Origin of the sequence: Pseudomonas sp. Root71, from assembly GCF_001429045.1 — a bacterium.
Classification (GTDB): domain Bacteria; phylum Pseudomonadota; class Gammaproteobacteria; order Pseudomonadales; family Pseudomonadaceae; genus Aquipseudomonas; species Aquipseudomonas monachiensis.
In genome coordinates this window covers 296,951-314,906 of sequence record NZ_LMHY01000028.1, presented here as the reverse complement: position 1 = coordinate 314,906, position 17,956 = coordinate 296,951, and the positions used below count along the sequence as shown (strand labels likewise).

17 protein-coding genes are annotated in these 17,956 nt (G+C 61.3%); 2 read left to right on the top strand and 15 right to left on the bottom strand.

The features are described 5' to 3' along the window. Positions 1–207: 207 nt before the first annotated feature. From ahr to ASD95_RS23745, 9 genes are all read right to left on the bottom strand, one after another. A complete protein-coding gene (gene ahr, locus ASD95_RS23785; RefSeq protein WP_056727894.1) occupies positions 208–1,239 on the bottom strand; it encodes an NADPH-dependent aldehyde reductase Ahr in 1,032 nt (343 codons plus the stop codon). A gap of 126 nt (positions 1,240–1,365) precedes the next feature. Further along, positions 1,366–2,133 (bottom strand): metallophosphoesterase, encoded by a 768-nt coding sequence (locus tag ASD95_RS23780; protein WP_056727892.1) that lies wholly within the window; start codon positions 2,131–2,133, stop codon positions 1,366–1,368. 266 nt (positions 2,134–2,399) lie between these two features. Further along, positions 2,400–3,872, bottom strand: coding sequence for an aldehyde dehydrogenase family protein (locus tag ASD95_RS23775; RefSeq protein WP_056727890.1), 1,473 nt, complete (start codon positions 3,870–3,872; stop codon positions 2,400–2,402). After that, positions 3,865–4,692 carry an ABC transporter permease gene (locus tag ASD95_RS23770; RefSeq protein ID WP_056728099.1) on the bottom strand — a complete coding sequence of 276 codons (828 nt, stop codon included), beginning with the start codon at positions 4,690–4,692 and terminating at the stop codon, positions 3,865–3,867. Before ASD95_RS23770 ends, ASD95_RS23775 begins: the two co-directional genes overlap by 8 nt. A 1-nt stretch (position 4,693) precedes the next feature. Continuing rightward, on the bottom strand, positions 4,694–5,611 hold the full coding sequence (locus tag ASD95_RS23765) for an ABC transporter permease (RefSeq protein WP_056727888.1): 918 nt from the start codon (positions 5,609–5,611) through the stop codon (positions 4,694–4,696). Between the two features lie 31 nt (positions 5,612–5,642). Next, positions 5,643–6,785, bottom strand: coding sequence for an ABC transporter substrate-binding protein (locus ASD95_RS23760; RefSeq protein WP_056727887.1), 1,143 nt, complete (start codon positions 6,783–6,785; stop codon positions 5,643–5,645). A 39-nt stretch (positions 6,786–6,824) separates the two neighbouring features. Next, positions 6,825–7,940 carry an ABC transporter ATP-binding protein gene (locus ASD95_RS23755; RefSeq protein WP_056727885.1) on the bottom strand — a complete coding sequence of 372 codons (1,116 nt, stop codon included), beginning with the start codon at positions 7,938–7,940 and terminating at the stop codon, positions 6,825–6,827. Positions 7,941–8,105: 165 nt separating this feature from the next. Continuing rightward, positions 8,106–8,594 carry an RES family NAD+ phosphorylase gene (locus tag ASD95_RS23750; protein WP_056727884.1) on the bottom strand — a complete coding sequence of 163 codons (489 nt, stop codon included), beginning with the start codon at positions 8,592–8,594 and terminating at the stop codon, positions 8,106–8,108. Next, positions 8,591–9,076: an antitoxin Xre/MbcA/ParS toxin-binding domain-containing protein gene (locus ASD95_RS23745; protein ID WP_056727882.1), complete on the bottom strand. Its 486-nt coding sequence runs from the start codon at positions 9,074–9,076 to the stop codon at positions 8,591–8,593. The genes ASD95_RS23750 and ASD95_RS23745 overlap by 4 nt, the downstream gene beginning before the upstream one ends. A gap of 627 nt (positions 9,077–9,703) precedes the next feature. Between ASD95_RS23745 and ASD95_RS23740 the strand changes: the two genes are divergently transcribed. Next, entirely contained in the window at positions 9,704–10,066 is a 363-nt protein-coding gene (locus ASD95_RS23740; protein ID WP_056727881.1) for a DUF6124 family protein, read from the top strand. A 141-nt stretch (positions 10,067–10,207) separates the two neighbouring features. On the opposite strand, the gene ASD95_RS23735 is transcribed toward ASD95_RS23740, so the two are convergent. Both ASD95_RS23735 and ASD95_RS23730 read right to left on the bottom strand, forming a co-directional pair. Then, positions 10,208–11,032 carry a response regulator transcription factor gene (locus tag ASD95_RS23735; RefSeq protein WP_056727879.1) on the bottom strand — a complete coding sequence of 275 codons (825 nt, stop codon included), beginning with the start codon at positions 11,030–11,032 and terminating at the stop codon, positions 10,208–10,210. Positions 11,033–11,203: 171 nt separating this feature from the next. Then, a complete protein-coding gene (locus ASD95_RS23730) occupies positions 11,204–12,424 on the bottom strand; it encodes an MFS transporter (RefSeq protein WP_056727878.1) in 1,221 nt (406 codons plus the stop codon). A gap of 134 nt (positions 12,425–12,558) precedes the next feature. Here ASD95_RS23730 and ASD95_RS23725 point away from each other — a divergent pair, with 134 nt between their 5' ends. Then, entirely contained in the window at positions 12,559–13,332 is a 774-nt protein-coding gene (locus ASD95_RS23725) for an AraC family transcriptional regulator (RefSeq protein WP_056727876.1), read from the top strand. Positions 13,333–13,373: 41 nt separating this feature from the next. On the opposite strand, the gene phnX is transcribed toward ASD95_RS23725, so the two are convergent. From phnX to psrA, 4 genes are all read right to left on the bottom strand, one after another. Then, entirely contained in the window at positions 13,374–14,201 is an 828-nt protein-coding gene (gene phnX, locus ASD95_RS23720; RefSeq protein ID WP_007980567.1) for a phosphonoacetaldehyde hydrolase, read from the bottom strand. Between the two features lie 86 nt (positions 14,202–14,287). After that, positions 14,288–15,160: a LysR substrate-binding domain-containing protein gene (locus ASD95_RS23715; RefSeq protein WP_056727874.1), complete on the bottom strand. Its 873-nt coding sequence runs from the start codon at positions 15,158–15,160 to the stop codon at positions 14,288–14,290. Positions 15,161–15,214: 54 nt separating this feature from the next. Beyond that, positions 15,215–16,510, bottom strand: a complete 1,296-nt coding sequence (locus ASD95_RS23710) for an MFS transporter (protein WP_056727872.1) — start codon at positions 16,508–16,510, stop codon at positions 15,215–15,217. Between the two features lie 132 nt (positions 16,511–16,642). After that, entirely contained in the window at positions 16,643–17,734 is a 1,092-nt protein-coding gene (gene psrA / locus ASD95_RS23705) for an iron-containing alcohol dehydrogenase PsrA (RefSeq protein ID WP_056727869.1), read from the bottom strand. Between the last annotated feature and the right edge of the window lie 222 nt (positions 17,735–17,956).

Genomic DNA, 17,956 nt, shown 5'->3' with positions numbered 1-17,956 from the left:
ATCGTGAGTACCTTTGTGGCGAGCGAGCTTGCTCGCGCTGGGCTGCGTAGCAGCCCCAAAAATCTGACAATCATTGCCGATTTTTGTGAGTGCTACGCACTCAAGCGGGAGCAAGCTCCCTCGCCACAGGTTTCTCTGATTCAGGACGCTATTAAGTGAACAGCATTACGCTTGAACAAGCAGCCCTTTCTCTTCGTTCGTCGCCTGTCACTGACTGGCGTCCAGCACCACGCGGTAGCGCGCCTTGCCGCTGCGCAAATGATCGATGGCCTCGTTGATCCGGCTCATGGGAAACATCTCGACCTGCGGCACAATCTGGTGGCGTGCGCAGAACTCCAGCATGGTCGCGGTGTTGGCGGGCGAGCCGACCGGTGAGGCGGACATGGTTTTTTGCTGGGGAATCAGTTCGAACACGTGCATGGGGATGGCATCGGGCACGACGCCGACAAAGTGCAGGCGACCCTTGCCGCGCAGGGTGGCGAGCATGGCGCTCCAGTCGAGGTTGGCGTTGGCGGTGACCAGGAGAAAATCCAGGGTGCCGGCAATGGCATTGAGCGCATCGGTATCGGTCGAGGCGACCACCTTGTGCGCGCCCAGGCGCTTGGCTTCGTCCTGCTTGCTCAGCGATGAGGTGAACGCCGTGACTTCGCAGCCCCAGGCGTTGAGGAAGCGCAGCGCCAGGTGACCAAGACCGCCGATGCCCACCACGCCGACCCGGTCGGTGGGCTTGATGCCGAATTCCACCAGCGGGTTGAACACGGTGGAACCTGCACAGAACAACGGCCCAGCCATCGCCGGATCGAGCCCGGCGGGGATCGGCAGGGCCCAGGCCCAGTGCGAACGAATGCGGTCGGCAAAGCCGCCGTTGCTGCCGATGATGGTTGGTTGCACGGTGCGACACAGGTTATGGGAGCCTTCGATGCACGACGTGCAATGCATGCAACTGCCCTTGTACCAGCCGATGCCCACCCGTTGCCCCATTTCCAGGCCGCGCACCTGATCGCCCAGGCGTACGATACGGCCGACCACCTCGTGGCCGGGGATGAACGGGTAGTGGCTGATGCCCCAATCGTTGTCGATCAACGACTGGTCGGAGTGGCAGACGCCGCAATATTCCACGGCGACTTCCACCTCATCGTTGCCCAACGGACCGGGATCGTAGCTGTAGCGTTCCAGTGGCGCGCCCGCTGCCGTGGCGGCCCAGCCGGTAAAGGTGGTGAGTTCGCTGCTGTCGCTCATGGGATACCTCCAGATCAGAAGTCAGGGGTTTGGCCGCTTTGGTGCAGCGGCGCAGCGAGGAAAGTGTAGCGGGTTGCCGGCGTTCCATCGGGTGCGAGCCTGGAGACTGTTGATTTCAGCATTACCTCAGATCTGCAGGTCAATCACGAAGGCCGCGTCGAAATCAGGGTTTTCGTTGATGCCATTCCTGGCATAGCCCCGGGGGTTGCAGACCACCCGGGTGTTGCCTACTCGATAGTCAAAGCTGCCATGGGTATGGCCATGCAGCCACAGTGCCGGCTGCCAGTCTTTGATCCGCGCTTCGAGGTCCGAGACAAAGCTTGAGTTGATCGGCGAACCGGCAAAGGTCGGGCTGATGCTCGACCGTGTCGGGGCGAAATGCGAGACCACCACCGTGGGTGTGCTGCTGTCGCGGCTGAAGCAGTCTTGCAGCCAGGCGACCGTCTGCAAAAATACCAGCTGGGAAATGGCCGGTGTGAACAGGTCCGGAAAGTCGGGGGCGATCTTGATGTGGCTGAAGTCACGGATCAGCCGGGTCGCCAGATCGATGCCCAGCGCCCGATCATCCGGGCTGTCGAGCAGGCGATAGTCAGACCACAAGGTGCAACCGAGAAAGCGCACGCCGTCGTGGACGTACTCCGAGCGTTCCAGTACGTGGATCCGGGTGCCTTGCGCCAGACTGTTCAATTGTTCGTAGGTGGTGACCAGGTCACTGCTATAGAACTCGTGATTGCCCGCCACATACAACAGTGGAACCGGGCAGGCTCTGGCCCACTCGATGGCCTTGGCCGGCCGTGCTATGTCCCCGGCGAGCACGACGATATCGGCCTCCACGGCGGGAAAGGGGATCGCATTGACGGACAGATGCATGTCGGACAGCAAGGCGATGCGCATGGATCAACTCCGGCGTGTCTTGAAGGGCAGGCCATTCAAGTTACGCGTTGATAACCCGTTGTCACAAGCCTGCTCCCACAGTTTGATCGTCAGTGAATGCCAATCCCGCGGCTGGCCACAATCCCTGTGGGAGCGGGCTTGCCCGCGAAGAGGCCGGCACATTCAACAGAGATATTGCCTGACCCACCGCAATCGCGAGCAAGCCCGCTCCCACAGTTTTGATCTTCAGTGAACGCTAATCCCCCGGCCGGCCACAGTTGACCTGTTTACTTCAAATACCACCCCCACGGCTGGTCACTGACGTACTCGGTCACCTGCTTGACCTCCAGGTAATTGTGCAGCCCCCACTGGCCCAGTTCCCGGCCAATGCCGCTGTGTTTCATCCCGCCCCAGGGGGCTTCGACGAAGGTCGGTTGCGAGCAGTTGACCCAGACGATCCCGGCGCGCAGTTGGTTGGCGACCCGGGCGGTGCGCTGCAAGTCGGTGCTCATCACCGCGGCGGCCAGGCCGAAGCGGCTGGCGTTGGCCATTTGCACTGCTTGCTCTTCGGTCTTGAAGCGCTTGATGCACAGCACCGGGCCGAACACTTCTTCGCGCCACAGAATGCTGCTGTGTCCCGGCTCGTCGAAGATTGCCGGCTCAATGAAATACCCTTCGGCCAGATGCGCCGGTCGCCGTCCGCCGGTGAGCAAACGGGCGCCGCTGGCCAGGCCCTGATCGATGAAACCGAGCACCTTGTCGTACTGGCCCTGGCTGACCAGCGGCCCGAGCAGCACGCCGGGCTGCATGCCGGGACCGATGCTGATCTTGCGGGTTTCTTCCACCAGCCGTTCGGTCAGGCGCGGGGCGATGCGTTCCTGCACCAACAGGCGTGATGTGGCGCTGCACACCTGACCCTGGTTCCAGAAAATCCCGAACAGAATCCACTCCACGGCGGCGTCGACATCAGCATCATCAAACACGATGAAGGCTGACTTGCCCCCCAGTTCCAGGCTGATGTTCTTGATGTCCCGCGCCGCCGCCGACATGATTTTCGCCCCGGTGGGCACGCTGCCGGTGAACGCCAGTTTGTCCACCCCCGGATGCTCGGTGAGCGGGCTGCCGGCGTCGGCGCCAAGGCCCGTGACCAGATTCAACACCCCGGCGGGCAAGCCGATGCGGTCGGCGGCAGCGGCCAGTTCCAGGGCGGTCAGCGGCGTCAGTTCGGACGGTTTCAACACCACCGTGGCCCCGGCGGCCAAGGCTGGCGCGACCTTCCACGCGGCCATCAGCAGCGGGTAGTTCCAGGGAATGATCTGCCCGGCCACGCCAATCGGCTCGTGGCGGAGGCGGCAGCGAAAGCGCTCATCCGGCAACGCCAGCGGTTGGTCCTGTTGCTGATCCAGCTCACGGGCCAAACCGGCGTAGTACCGGAAGCAACCAATCGCATCACCAATGTCCCACTGTGCTTCGGGCAAGGGTTTGCCGTTGTCACGGACTTCCAGTTCCGCCAGCGCCTGCTGGCTACTTTCCAGTTCATCGGCTAGCGCCTCCAGCCATTGCGCTCGCTCGGTGCCACTGGTCTGGCCCCAGCCATTGTCGAAGGCACGCCGGGCCGCACGCACGGCATGGTCGACATCTTCTTCAGTGCCCGCCGCGACTCGGTGGAAGACTTGTTCGGTGGCCGGATCGATCACGTCCAGATAGCCGCCCAGGTCCGGGCTGACCCATTCGCCGTTGATGTAGAGCTGATCACGCATGGTGCGACTCCTGGACGCCGGTGCGGCGATTTTGCAGATGGCGGGAAGTGAACAGCAGGGCCAGCGACACACAGATGATCACCGTGGAAATGGCGTTGATCTCTGGCGTCACGCCGCGGCGGATGGAGGAAAAGATGTAGATCGGCAGCGTCGTTTCGGAACCGGCGACGAAGAACGCGATGATGAAATCGTCGAAGCTGAAGGTGAACGCCAGCAGGAAGCCGGCCATGATCGCCGGACTGATCTGCGGCAGAGTCACCCGCCAGAAGGTGTCCATCGGTGGCGCGTACAGGTCCGCCGAGGCTTCCAGCAAGGCCTTGTCCAGGGAATCGACACGGCTGCGCACGATCACCATCACCAGGGCCATGGTGAACAGCGAATGCGCGGCGATCACCGTAAAGAACCCCATGTTCAACTTCGGCACCGTCGGCAGCCAACTCGCCAACAACGGGTTGATCAGGTCGAACAGGCTGATGAAGGCGATCAGTGTCGAGATGCCGATGACGATGCCCGGCACGATGATCGCGCAGTAGGTCAGGGCATCGAACAGCAGGCGTACCTTGGCACCGCAGCGCTGCAAGCCGAACACCGCCAGGGTGCCGAACAGCGTGGCGATCACCGCTGAACTCAACGCGATCAGCGCGCTGTTGCCCAGGGCTTCCATGATGAACGGGTTGCCGAACGCGGTGCCGAACCATTGCACCGAGCAGCACTGGAACGCCAGGCCACTGCGCCCGGCGTTGAAGCTGAACAGCACGATCAAGGCAATCGGCGCGTAGAGAAACAGGTACAGCGAGGTCGAATAGCTGCGCAACCACATGTCACAGGCCTCCGTCGGCAGGGCGGCCGCCATGGCGCGCCACCAGTTTCAGATACACGCCGATGATCAGCAGCATCATCGCCACCAACGTCATGGCCAGCGCACTGCCGAACGGCCAGTTGCGCGATTGCAGGAACAGATCGACCAGCGCGTTGCCGACAAAGAACACCTTGCCGCCGCCGAGAATCGCCGGGATCAGGAACTCGCCCATCAGCAGGATGAACACCAGCATCACCCCGGTGATGATCCCTGGCGCGGACAGCGGCAGGGTGATCCGACGGAAGCTTTCGAAGGCGCTGGCGCCGAGGTCCGCCGAGGCTTCGAGCAGGCGCTTGTCGAGCTTTTCCAGGCTGACGTAGATCGGGAACACCATCAGCGGCAGGTAGCCGTAGACGATGCCGATCAGCACCGCCCACGGCGTGTTGATCAGCCGCACATCCTCGAGACCCAGGCTGGCCAGCAGCGCCGGAATACCCTTGCCGCTGAGGATGAAAATCCACGCGTAGGTGCGGATCAGGAAACTGGTCCAGAACGGCACGATCACCAGGGTCAGCAACAGCGAGCGGTTCCTCGTGACCTTGACCGCAAGGAAGTACGCCAGCGGATAAGCCGCCACCAGGCACACCAGGGTGCCCAGCGGCGCCAACATCAGCGTATTGCTGAACGCCGCGCCGCGAGAACCGAGGTTCAGGTAGTTGGCCAGGGTGAAGCCACCGGCGTAACCGCCCACGGCGCTGCGCTCGCCGAAACTGAAGACCAGGATGATCACCAGCGGCATCAACAACAGCAGCAGGAACCACAGGGTCGAAGGCAAGAGCATCAGCAGGGTGATGCGCCGGCCGAGGCTGCGCCGTTGGCGAACCTCGACCGACAGGGCATGGCCCGACTGCACCGTTTGCGGGTGGGCGGCGGCATTCATGGGTGACTCCTCATTGGCCATGGTCAGGCGATCAGGCGGACTTGAAACGCGCCATCAGCTCGGCGCGGGCCGGGCTGGTCAGCGTCGCGGCGGCACCGAACTCCAGCGGGCTCAGGGCCTCGGCGGCCGGGTACATGATCGGATCGTCGAGCATCGCCACCGGCAGCAGCGCGTCGACACGCTTGTCGCCACTCGGGTAACCGTGGCTTAGCACTTCGAGCTTGTTGTGCTGCGGGTCGAGCAAGTAGTTGATGAAGGCGTAGGCGGCGTCCTTGTGCTCCGAGCTTTTGGGGATGGCGAAGAAGTCGCTCCACAACTCGCCACCTTCCTTGCCCAGTTCGAACTGCATTTGCGCGTTGTCGCGGTGCAGTTGCGAGGCGTCCCCGGTCCAGGACATCGCCAGCCAGGCATCGCCGCTGCGCATCGATGGCTGAATGTCGGAGTTGATGGCGAACAGGTGCGGCTTGACCTCGATCAGCAGTTTTTCCGCGTCGGCCAGTTCTTTCGGGTCCAGGGAGTTGAAGCTGTAGCCGAAGCTTTTCAGCGCGTTGCCGATGGCGGTCAACTGGTAGTCGTGGACCATCGTGCGGCCGCTGGCCGGGCCTTGGGCGGCGGCCCAGAATTCCTTCCAGCTGGCGGGGCCATTTTTCAGCTTGCCGGTGTCGTAGAGCATGCCGGTAGTGCCCCAGTTTTTCGGCACCGCGTAGACCTTGCCATCCACCGTGCCCTGGGCCATGAACTTCTGCTGGAACGCCGAGGCATCGAAGTTGGGAATGCGCGACAGGTCCAGCGGCTCGATCAGCCCCAGGCCGACGTAGGTGCTGATGGTGTAGTTGGTCGGCACCAGCACGTCCCAGCCACTGCCGCCAGCCTGCAATTTGGCGAGCATTTCTTCGTTGGAACCGAACACGCTCATCGACACCCGGGCACCGGTGGTCTTGCCGAAGGTGTCGAGGTTTTCCTGGCTGTGGTAGTTCGGCCAGGTCGCCAGCGACAGGCGATCCCCCAGCTTGGCCTGTTCGGCGGCCTCGGCGGTGGAGGTCAAAAGGCCGGGCATGTTGGTCGCGACCACGGCGGCGGCGATGCCAAGGCCCGTGCGGCCAAGGAACTCGCGGCGGCTGATCGAGCCGTTCTGCCAGCTGCGCAGGGTTTTTATAAAAGTCTTCTGGTCCATAGCACGCTCCACATCCGGTTGATGAAACGAATCGATGATTTACAACGCCATGGCCAGGCCATTGGCGTGATCCCAGCCGACGCGCACTGGCGCGCCGTGTTCGAATGCATTGGCGCCATGATCCTGCTGGCGCGGCACCCGCACGCAGACCACGCCGAAGGCCTGGGTGCGCACGCGGTATTCGGTGGAATTGCCCAGGTAGATGCGGTCCTCGACGCAGCCTTGCAGCTTCACTTCCCGGGCCATCTCGGCGTTGGCTCCGGCGATGCTGATCAGCTCCGGCCGCACCGCAATGCAACCGGCGGCGTTGGCGCTCAGGCCCTTGCCAGTGGGGGTGAGGGGGCTGGTCAGCTCCAGACCCTGCTCGGTACGCAGTACCACCGAGTTGCCGTTGAGCTGGCGCACAGTGCCGTCGAACAGGTTGGACTCACCGATAAAGTCGGCCACGTAACGGCTGGCCGGGGCTTCGTAGAGTTGTTCCGGGGTGGCGGTCTGGATGATCGAGCCGTTGTACATCACGCTGATGCTGTCGCTCATCGACAGGGCTTCCTCCTGGTCATGGGTGACCAGCACGAAGGTGATGCCGACCTCGCGCTGCAAACGCAGCAGTTCCGATTGCATCTCCTTGCGCAGCTTGCGGTCCAGCGCCGCCAGCGGCTCGTCGAGCAGCAACACCGTCGGCTTGTTGACCAAGGCGCGGGCGAGGGCGACACGCTGTTGCTGACCGCCGGACAACTCACTCGGTTTGCGCTGGCCGAAGCCGCTCAGGCGCACCATCTCCAGCGCCTCATCGGCCATGCGCAGTTGCTGTTTTTTGTCCGGGCGTGGGGTGCGATAACGCAGTCCGTAGGCAATGTTCTGCGCCACGGTCAGATGCGGGAACAGCGCGTAATGCTGGAACACCATGTTCACCGGCCGCTCGAACGCCGGCACACCGGCCACGCTTTTACCGGCCAGACGGACCTCGCCGCTGGTGGGCTGCTCGAAACCGGCGATCATGCGCAGGGTGGTGGTCTTGCCGCAGCCAGAACCGCCGAGAAAGGAATGAAACGAGCCACGCCGCACCGCGAAATCCAGACCGCTGACGGCCTGCACCTCGCCATAGCGTTTGACCACATTGCAGAATTCGATATCGCTTGGCGGGGTGTTGTTCACGAGGCGGGCTCCCTTGCAGTGATGAATCAGTGCGTCGGGGGCCAAACTAGCAATCGGGGTTTTGCGGTGTATATATCCCTTGGGGGATAGGAGGGGGGCGTTTCAAGTTTTCAGTAGGTGTGGGGCGTAGAGATCACACACGGCTGGCGGCATTCACCCTTACATTTATTTGAGCAACCGAGTGTCCAGCCCAAAACGCTCCTGCGAAACAAGCTTGAACTGATCCGCAGCCAAGTCACAACTCACTAGCAGGTTCCACGAATGGCGGGAAACTGCGGACGGGATAAGCACGAAAGGATGTTCGGAAAGTAACTCATCGGCAAAGTGCTGCTGATTGGGCGAGAGCTCAGACGGGATGAGCCAGTTCGGGTTTGGCACGTCTTCGGCTTGAACAACTTTTATGAAGTTGGAATCCAGTACTTCGAAACACGTGAGCACGTGGGGCACCGTATCGAGCGTATCGAAACCAGCGTGGGTTGCGACTTCCAAAATGGCGGTGGCCGGGTCGGCCGAAGCGTAAATAACCCGGCGACCGGGAGGGTTCCACCGGCCACCGGATCGCTGAGCACCCAAGCCACTATTCCACGTGTCCTTGTAGACCTCGCGGTCAAGGCGCCAAGCGTGCCACTTCCCATCCCACGGTAAAGGATTCATTGATAAACCCCGTGTTCAATCCGGGTCAAATAATCCTCCACCACCTGGAAACCAAGCGAGTTGTCGATCAGTTCCAGCGGGATATGATCTTCCAGGTACTTGCAGGGTTTCTTCAGCCAGTTCTCAGCCAACTGTAGATTGCCGAACACGTTGATGGCGTGCTCCAAGGCCTGAGCATATTGAAAGGCGACGGTACTTTGCTGCTGATTTAATCGCACCGGTTCTGTCTCCTTTGCCAAGCGTTGTACAGTCCTGACGGACTTCCCTGTGATGCGCTCAACAAGGCCGTGCTCCATGTACAGTTCGGAGGTAGAAAGCATCTCCCTCACGTCGCTCAGATCAAAGCCTTCTTGTGTGTATTGGATGATCATCATGCGCGTATTACCTTCGCGGCCATGTAACAGCACCTCAGTCGGCTTTCGGGTGACAGGTTTTGTCTCCGTCGTGACGACTGTTCTTCCTTTGGATTTGACGGCGGGCATACCGAATATCTCCATGCGACATTTGACGCGATCATAACGCCAAATGTCGCTGTTGGGGCAATTAGCTTTGTCGACTAGTGTCCTGCTCATGCAATCGTTTCACCCTCAATGTCTGAGAGAGCGCCTGCATCAGGCGAAGAATCTCTCGTCTCTGTTTAGGGCTGCAAAGTTAACCCTCGTGCTTCCGGTCGCCAACCTTAAAAATACGTCAGACATTTCCTCTGGCTTCCTAAGAAATTCAACGCGAGTAGCCTGCGTAAATTTTCGGTTGGATATACGTGTTTAATCGCTGTCAGCGTTACTTCATGAAAGCTACAACGCCTTGCGTCGTTGCCTACAGGTACGCCAGAATCCGCCGGCTTGTGCGCCTTGGGGCTGGGTTTTATCGTTCCCGGGTCGCTGCCAATTCAGCGACCGGGCTTGGAACCCCGAGGAGTAAACGGCACAAGGCGTGCCGCTTAACATATGCTGCGCACCTTCAAGTGTGCACTCCGTAATGGCGGCTGTGCGCGGGAGACCTTAGGGTCTGCCGGGTTCCGTTTACCCCGGGTTCCAACCTGCGTACAGCTGCCACCCCTTCGCTTGGAACCGAATGGAGCAGCTCCAACTCGTAGACGGAGACTTGCCATGTTCAAGGTCACACCCAACCCGCCGGACACCGATCCAGCATCCCCATACGAAAGCCTCGACTCCAAAAAACTCCACGAAGCCGCCGAGCGCGCCCTCGATCATTACCTAAACCCCGGCCCTGCAATCATGGCCACCCCGCGCACACCCAGCACGATGTTCATCGTCAATCCCGAACTCAGTGCCGAAACCTTGCTGGTGCACGCCTGTGAATCGCTGGCGTCGGCCAATGTCATGGCCAACGATCTGGTGGATCATCTGGAAGGAACGAGCCGCAATGCGCTGCTCGGGATTGCGCAGGTGATCATGCTGGGGGAACTGGCCATAAACCGCGTGCTGGATCAACTCGATCCGCCTGAATAACCGCTTATCTGCGGATCACCAATAGACCTGTGGGAGCGAGCTTGCTCGCGATGGCGGTGTGTCAGACACATCAATGTTGAATGTGCTGCCGCTATCGCGAGCAAGCTCGCTCCCACAAGGATATGCGTATACCAACGGGCATCAGGCCTGCAGCTTGAAACCGGGAGCCTGCAACGGATCCTCCGTCAACTCCCGAATAAACAACCCCAGCAACTCCGACTGGCTGCCAATGCCCAGCTTGGCGTAGATGTTCTTGCGGTGAATCTTCACCGTGCCGGGGCTGATGTTCAGTTGTTCGGCCACCGAGGCGCTGGAGTGGCCACGCAGCAACAGTTGAACGATTTCCTGCTCGCGCCCGGTGAGGATGTGCGCGCCGAAGTGGTCGAAGGCTTCGCGGATCTTGAAGTCCAGGTCCTGTGCCGGTCGCGGTTGCTGGGCCTGACGCAAGCGCCAGGCCTCATTGATGACTTGTTCGACCACCGCTTGCGCACACTCGACCAGTTGCATTTCGTCCCGGCTGAATGCACAGCTGGCGCTCGATCGCATCAATGACAACACCGCCGTGGCACCACCACCGAGGTCGACGAAAAACGCCACTTCTTCAGCCAGACCCGTCTGCTGGTAATAGGTCAGGAAGTACTCGCCGAGGTAGAAGTGGTCGGGGGCGAACTGGCGCAAACGCCACAGCCCCGGCGCCTGCCCGCGTGTACAAGCCAGGTAGAACGGATCGAGCAGGTAAGGCCCGCACTGATAATCGTCGACATACACCGCCCGCTTGTCCGCCGAGAACGTATCGAACAACGCCAGTGGCCGGTGATTGCCTTCGTAGACAAACAACACGAAATGATCGACCGGGCAGATTTGCCGAAGCCAATGGCTCAACCCCGACAGCCGTCCATGCCCGGCAGGCAGGTCGAGCAGGTGGGCGACACCGGTGGTCCAGAGTTTCAGTTCCTTGGGGCGCATGGCGGCTACAGGCAGAAGAGGATGGCCATTGGATGCACAAAGTACGCCATGGCGGGTGGCCCCGTGTGGAGCAGGGTGGGTGGCGGCGCGTCGTTGAAAAGACGCACCGCAACAGGGCCGGGTGTTACCGAGTGCTACAGAGTGGGTAGCAAAAGTGATCGGCTGAATCCTTCAGCGAGCACTCCGGGTCGAAGGCAACAGGATCGTCAAAATTCCCAGCAACGGCAGGAACGAACACAAGGTGTAGACATATTCGATGCCATGGATATCCGCCAGGTGCCCCAGCAGCGCGGCACCGATCCCGCCGAAACCGAACATCAGGCCGAAGAACACCCCGGCGATCATGCCGACGTTGCCGGGCACCAGTTCCTGGGCGAAGACCACGATGGCCGAGAATGCCGAGGCGAGGATGAAGCCGATGATCATGCTCAGCACGCCCGTCCAGAACAGGTCGACGTAGGGCAGGGCGAGGGTGAAGGGCGCGGCGCCGAGGATGGAGAACCAGATCACCTGCTTGCGGCCGATCCGGTCGCCGATCGGGCCGCCAAAGAAGGTGCCTGCTGCGACAGCGCCAAGAAACAGGAACAGGTACAGCTGCGAACTGGCCACCGACAGGTCGAATTTCTCGATCAGGTAGAAGGTGAAGTAACTGGTGAAGCTGGCCATGTAGAAGTATTTGGAGAACACCAGCAGCGCCAGCACCACCAGGGCGAAGGTCACCCGCCGTTTCGACAGGCCGTGGGTGGCCTTGCTGCCTTGCTTGAGCTTGAACAGGTTCAGGTGATTGCGGTACCAGCGGCTCAGGCCGTATTGCACGAGGATGGCGAACACCGCGAACAGGCCGAACCAGGCGACGTTGCCCTGGCCGTAGGGAATGATGATCGCGGCGGCCAGCAACGGGCCGAAGGCGCTACCGGCATTGCCACCGACCTGAAAGGTCGATTGCGCCAGGCCGTAACGACCGCCCGAGGCCAGCCGCGCCACCCTCGAGGTCTCCGGGTGAAAGGTCGACGAGCCAACCCCTACCAGCGCCGAGGCCACGAGAATCGCCGGGAAGCTGCCGACCATCGACAGCATCAGAATACCGATCAGGGTGCAGACCATGCCGGCCGGCAGCAGCCACGGCTTGGGATGGCGGTCGGTGTAGAAACCGATCCAGGGTTGCAGCAGTGAAGCGGTGAGCTGGAAGGTCAGGGTTATCAGGCCGACCTGGGTGAAGCTCAGGCCATAGCTGGCCTTGAGCATCGGATAGATCGACGGCAGCACGGCCTGGATCAGGTCGTTGATCAGGTGCGCCAGCGCGCAGGCGCCGATGACGCGCATGACCAGCGGGCTGGCCTGGCTGGCCACCGAAGCGGTGGGTGACGGTGAACTGAGGGTGGTGGTCGACATGGGCGAGCTTCCGGATAAATAACGCGAACTGCGAACGCAAGGCGCAGCCAATTTCAGGGTTCGGCGTTATCCTAGGGGCCTCAAGGGCGCCCGTCTCGCGCAACTCGGGCATGGACCATCGAAAAAAGGGCGTCATGATCAAACCATTGCAGACATTTCTTGCGGAGATCGACCAGGGCGGCTGGAGCGTTCGCAGCAGTGCGACCGACTACCCGGAAAACTGGTTCATCCCTCCGCATTCCCATGAAAAGCACCAACTGATCTATGCCATCGAAGGCGTGATGGTGGTGCACACCGCCATCAGCCAATGGACGGTGCCACCCAGCCGTGGCATCTGGATGCCCAGTGGTGAGGTGCACTCGATTCGCTGTGTGGGGGCGATCAAGATGCGCAGCGTATTCGTGCGCCCTGACCCGAGCCTGAACCTGCCCGCCGAAACCCGGGCGGTGAGTGTTTCGGCGTTGCTGAGCGAGTTGATCAAGGTCTCGGTCGATTTCGACTTTGCCTGTGAGCCGGACTCGCGGGAGGCCCGGGTGCTGCGGCTGATCCTGGATGAACTGACGATCCTGCCGACCTTGCCCCTGAACCTGCCACAGCCCGCCGATCAGCGTATCAACCTGATTTGTAGCGCGTTGCAGCGTGATCCCGGGGATGGCTCGACCTTGTCGGACTGGAGCACCCGCTTGAGCCTCGACGCCAAAACCATCCAGCGCAGGTTCCGCAAGGAAACCGGCATGACGTTCGGCCAATGGCGCCAGCAAGCGCGACTGTTGTTAGCGCTGGAACGCATAGCCGTCGGGGAGAAGATCATCGACATCGCCGGGGAGCTGGGATACGACAGCCCGAGCGCGTTCACGACCATGTTCAAGAAGCAGTTCGGCAAGACGCCGAGTGATTTTTTCAAGTGAGGCGGCCGTCCGTGGGACGGCCGCTTGACGCCTGAATCGGGTCAGGATCCTTGCGGTGTTTCACCTCGCGCCAGTCGCGCATTGATGTCTTCGATGACCGCCGGCAAATCGACGATGGTGTCGATCAGGTAGTGCGGGCGGGAGCCTTCGAACATCTTGACGATACGCGCCCGTTCGCTGTCCAGCCTGTCGGAAGGCAGGGCCTTGTATTGCTCGTAGGTCAAGCCCAGGGCATTGCCGGAGCAGGTCAGCGCCACCGTCCACATCCCGGCGGCACGGCCTTCGAGTATGCCGGGCCAGGTGTCGTCGACCTTGACGCAGGCGGCGACGTCGCTGATACCCAGGGCAATCACGTTGGCCAGGGCCTGGGCCGGGTAGGGGCGGCCGTTCGGCACTTCGTCGGTGGCCACCACATGGTCGGCCACGTAGCCATTGTGCCGTGCCAGTTCGACCACTTTTTCCATGACCACGGCCGGGTAACCGGAGCAGGAACCGATTTTCAGGCCCTTGTCGCGCAAGGCATCGATGGTGTTAAGCGCGCCGGGAATCAGGGCCGAGTGCAGGGCAATTTTCTCGATCTGCAGCGGCATGAACCGTTCGTACAGTGCGGTGACATCGTCATCGGTCGGCAGGCGATCAAACACCGCACGGTAGCGTTCGGCGATCTGCGGTTGATTGCACAAGGTGCGGATGTGATCCCACTTGCCCATGCCCATCGGACCCCGCGCTTCTTCCAGCGAAACGGCGACGCCGAACTCGGCAAAGGCCTCGACGAAAATCTGCGTGGGGGCGAAGGAGCCGAAATCGACGACGGTGCCGGCCCAGTCCAGGACCACGGCTTGCAGTTGGGTCGGTTGTTGGTAGTTCATGGTATTTCTCCATTTTTTGTTGTGGGCAGGCCGTCCCTCCTGTCGCCAGGAAGTAGGCCTATGGATTGCTCAAGGGTGAGACGAAATCAGGTGGCCGGTATCGGGCTCGAGTCGAACAGCTCCGCGATCATTGGCCGGTTTCGGCGAATACCCAGGCAGCACAGGTGGTAGTCGATGGAAAACGGGTGATTGACGAAGGTGATCGGTTTGGTGCCCGGGGTTTCGGCGTACTCGACCGCCGAGACGAAACCGATGCCGATGCCCTTGGCGATGGCATGCACGATGGCCTCGCGGCTGTTCAACTGCATGACGCAGTTCAGTGCGACGCCCAGGTGCTTGCAGCTTTCCTCCACCAGTTGACGAGTGCGTGAGCTTTTTTCCCGCAGCACCCATTTCTCTTCGCTGATCTGCTCGACATGCACTTCTTTCTGCCGGGCCCAGGGATGGTCGTCACGCACCACGGCAATGATCGGATAGCGCCGGTAAAGCTGCGTGTCAAAACGCTGGTCGAATTCGGACAACGCCAGGATCGCCACGTCGATATCGAAGTTGAACAGGCGATCCAGGGTCTCCTTTTCCGGGGAGAACGAGGTTTCCAGCTCGATGTCCGGATGCCGTTGCATCAGTTCGTAGGTCAGGTTCATGGCAATCGGTGGCGACACCGCGCCGAGGCGCAGCATGCCGGTCTTGCGTTGCTTGAAACTTTGCAGCAATTGCACGGCTTCATCCTCCTGGCCGAACAGGCCCTGGGTGATCGCGTAGAGCTGGTGCCCGGCGGCACTCATTTCGATAAAGCGGCCGCGGCGATGGAACAGCTCCACGGAAAACTTCTTTTCCAGGGCATTGACCTGCTCACTGACCGTGGGCTGGCCGACGCTCAAATACTCGGCGGCGAGGGTGAAGCTGCCGGTCTTGGCCACGGCATGAAATGAACGTAGCCACTTGTGGTACTGGTACATAGACGATCCTGTTCCTGAGCCGCTGCCGTTGATTCAATCTGTCCAGCCGGGCCATCAGCGCCTGATGAACAGCGCCACCGACGCGCTGCACAGACAGGCCGCGGTGACCACGATGAAGATCAGCGAGGTGTTGCCGGTACTGTCGAGCATACTGCCGATCAGCGGTTCCGCCAGGCCGGCGAACAGGTAGGACGAGAAGTTCATCACCCCGGTCGCCGTGCCGGCGCGTTTGGCGCCGACCAGGTCCGGGCATAGCGCCCAGAAGCTGGAGGCGGGGCCGTACACGAAGAAGCCGCAGAGAAACAACGCCACCAGACCGGTCGCGCTGTGAGGGGCAAGGGTCCACATCCACAAACTGGTCGCCGCACCGAGGAACATGTAAAGCATGATCGCCAGGTAGCGTTTGGAGCCGAACAGCTTGTCCGAGATCCAGCCGTTGCTCAGCGCACCGATTGCCATGCCGACCGGAAGGGCCACGGTGATCCACTTCGGATCGATCATGCTGTCGCCGGTCTTCCAGTTGGCACCCAGGAAGTGCACCGGCACCCAGACGATCAAACCGTAGCGGGCGGCGTTCTGGAAACCCAGGGACACGGCGGCGATGATCAGGCGGAAGTTTTTCAGAACAGCTTTGTAGCGTTGCGCGGAGGTTTCGACTTCGTCATGGGCCACTTCATGGCTTTTGTCCGCGGCGTTGGCCACGCCCGTGTCGGCAGGCGGTTCGAAACCCAGGTCTTGCGGACGCTCGCGGGCCACCAGGTAGAAGATGATGCCGCCCGCCAGCATGAGCAATACGGGCAGGCGGAAGATCCAGCGCCACTCCAGATGCATCACCTCCAGCACGACGATCGAGGTCACGTAGGAAAGCACCGACGCGCAGCCGGCCGCGAACACATAAAAGCCGTAGACCTTGCCGCGTTCGCCCGCGCTCCACCAGTTGGAGATCAGCCGGCTGCCCGGTGCCCAGCCCAATGCCTGGAAGTAGCCATTGATGCCCCAGGGCAGGATCAGCCCGGCGAATCCGCTGGCGAAACTGGTCACCCAGTTGGCGCCACAGGACAGCACGGCGCCCATGGTCATGATGCGTCGACCACCGAACTTGTCGGCGAGGTTGCCGTTGATGGCCTGGCCAATGGCGTAGGCCCAGAGCATGGCGGCCGATGCCCAGCCAAGGTGCTCTTTGGTAAAGCCGAACTCGGCCTGGATACCGGGAATGGCGAAACCGAACGTTTGTCGCCCGGTATAGAAAAACAGATAGCAAAACATGGCTGCCAGCAGCATGCGCCACTGGGCGACGCGAAACGATGCGGTATGTACAGCGAGACCTGGCATGGCTTGGGCACGATTCATGATCTTTTCCTTATTCTTGTTCGGTCCCTGCGAGTTGCATCGCAGGGTGCACTCTTTTTCAGGTGCAGCAGGAAATCGTCGCGGCTCGTTTCGCCGCTGGCAGGGTAGTGTCTTTGGGGGGGCTGGCGAGCCCTAGGCCGCTCGTGAGCCGATGAAGTTCTTGCCGCGTGCGCCCAGCAGGGCGAAGTCGATCATGGTTTGGGCCTCTTCGGCCGTCACGCCGTAGTCGGCGAACTCGGTTTTCACCTCGAGGCTGTGCAGGAAGGCGCGCAAACGGGCCTGGGCTTTATCCAGGTCTGGCCCGAAAACCCGTTGCAGGGTCTTGTCGCGCGTTGCGTCGTGGCCCCAGGCAAGGCCCAGAACCAGTGGCAGGGTGAAGGAGCAGGCGATGCCGTGGGGCAGGCCGAAGCGCAAGGTCATCTCATAGGAAATGGAGTGGGCCAGTGCAGTCTTGGTGTTGGAGAACGCCATGCCGGCCTTGAGTGCGGCGAGGGCCATCCGTGAGCGCAGCTCCTGATTGGACAGGTCACTCCGCAGCAAGGGCAGGCATTCGAGGATGTCCTCGATGGCAGAGATGGCGAAGGTGTCGGAAAGCGGGTTGGCATTGATGTTCCAGATCGACTCCAGCGCGTGGGACAGTGCATCCAGCCCGGTGGAAACGGTGACGCTGGCCGGTACCGTGAGCATTAGTTGCGGATCGATGATCGCGACCTTTGGCCAGGTGCAGTCCAGGTGCAGGGAATACTTCTTGTGGTTGGCCGCGTCCCAGATCGTCGCCCAGGGCGTGACCTCACTGCCGGTGCCCGCCGTGGTCGGGGCAGCGATCAGCTGTTTACTGCGAACCGGAACGAAGGGTTTGCCGCTTGCCAGCAAGGCCAGCAGCTCATCGAAGCGACCTGACTCGGTGCCGACAATCAGTGCCTTGGCAGTGTCGATCGCACTGCCGCCACCGACGGCAATCACGGCGTGGCATTCGCCGGCCTCTTGCCAGAAACGTTCATAGGTCGCGCGAAGTTGCGCGACATCGGGATTGGGCTGGACATCTTCGATCACGTAGACCAGGCGGTCGCCCAGCAGCGCTTGAAGGCGATCCACCAGCCCCAGGCCACGGGCTTCGGGAAAGGTCACGACGGCAACGTTCTGGTGTTCGGTGATGGCGGCAAGCTCTTGCAGGCTGCCCCAGCCGAAGCGGGTATCCACTGGATTGTGAAATCGGGCGGTCATGGCGGGTCCTTGGTTTTTGTTGTTGGAAGTGACGCCATGCTCGCGGTCCACGGACCACTGCACAAATCGATAATTCGCAGGTTTGAATCGGCTGGGCCGATAATGGCCGGTAGCTGATGCTTCGCTTTTTCAATCCCAATAAAGAAACTACCTAGAACACTGCGGCAAATGCCGTTGCCGATGGGGTTCGTCTCAATATCCCGCTGGCGGGGGCTGCCCTAG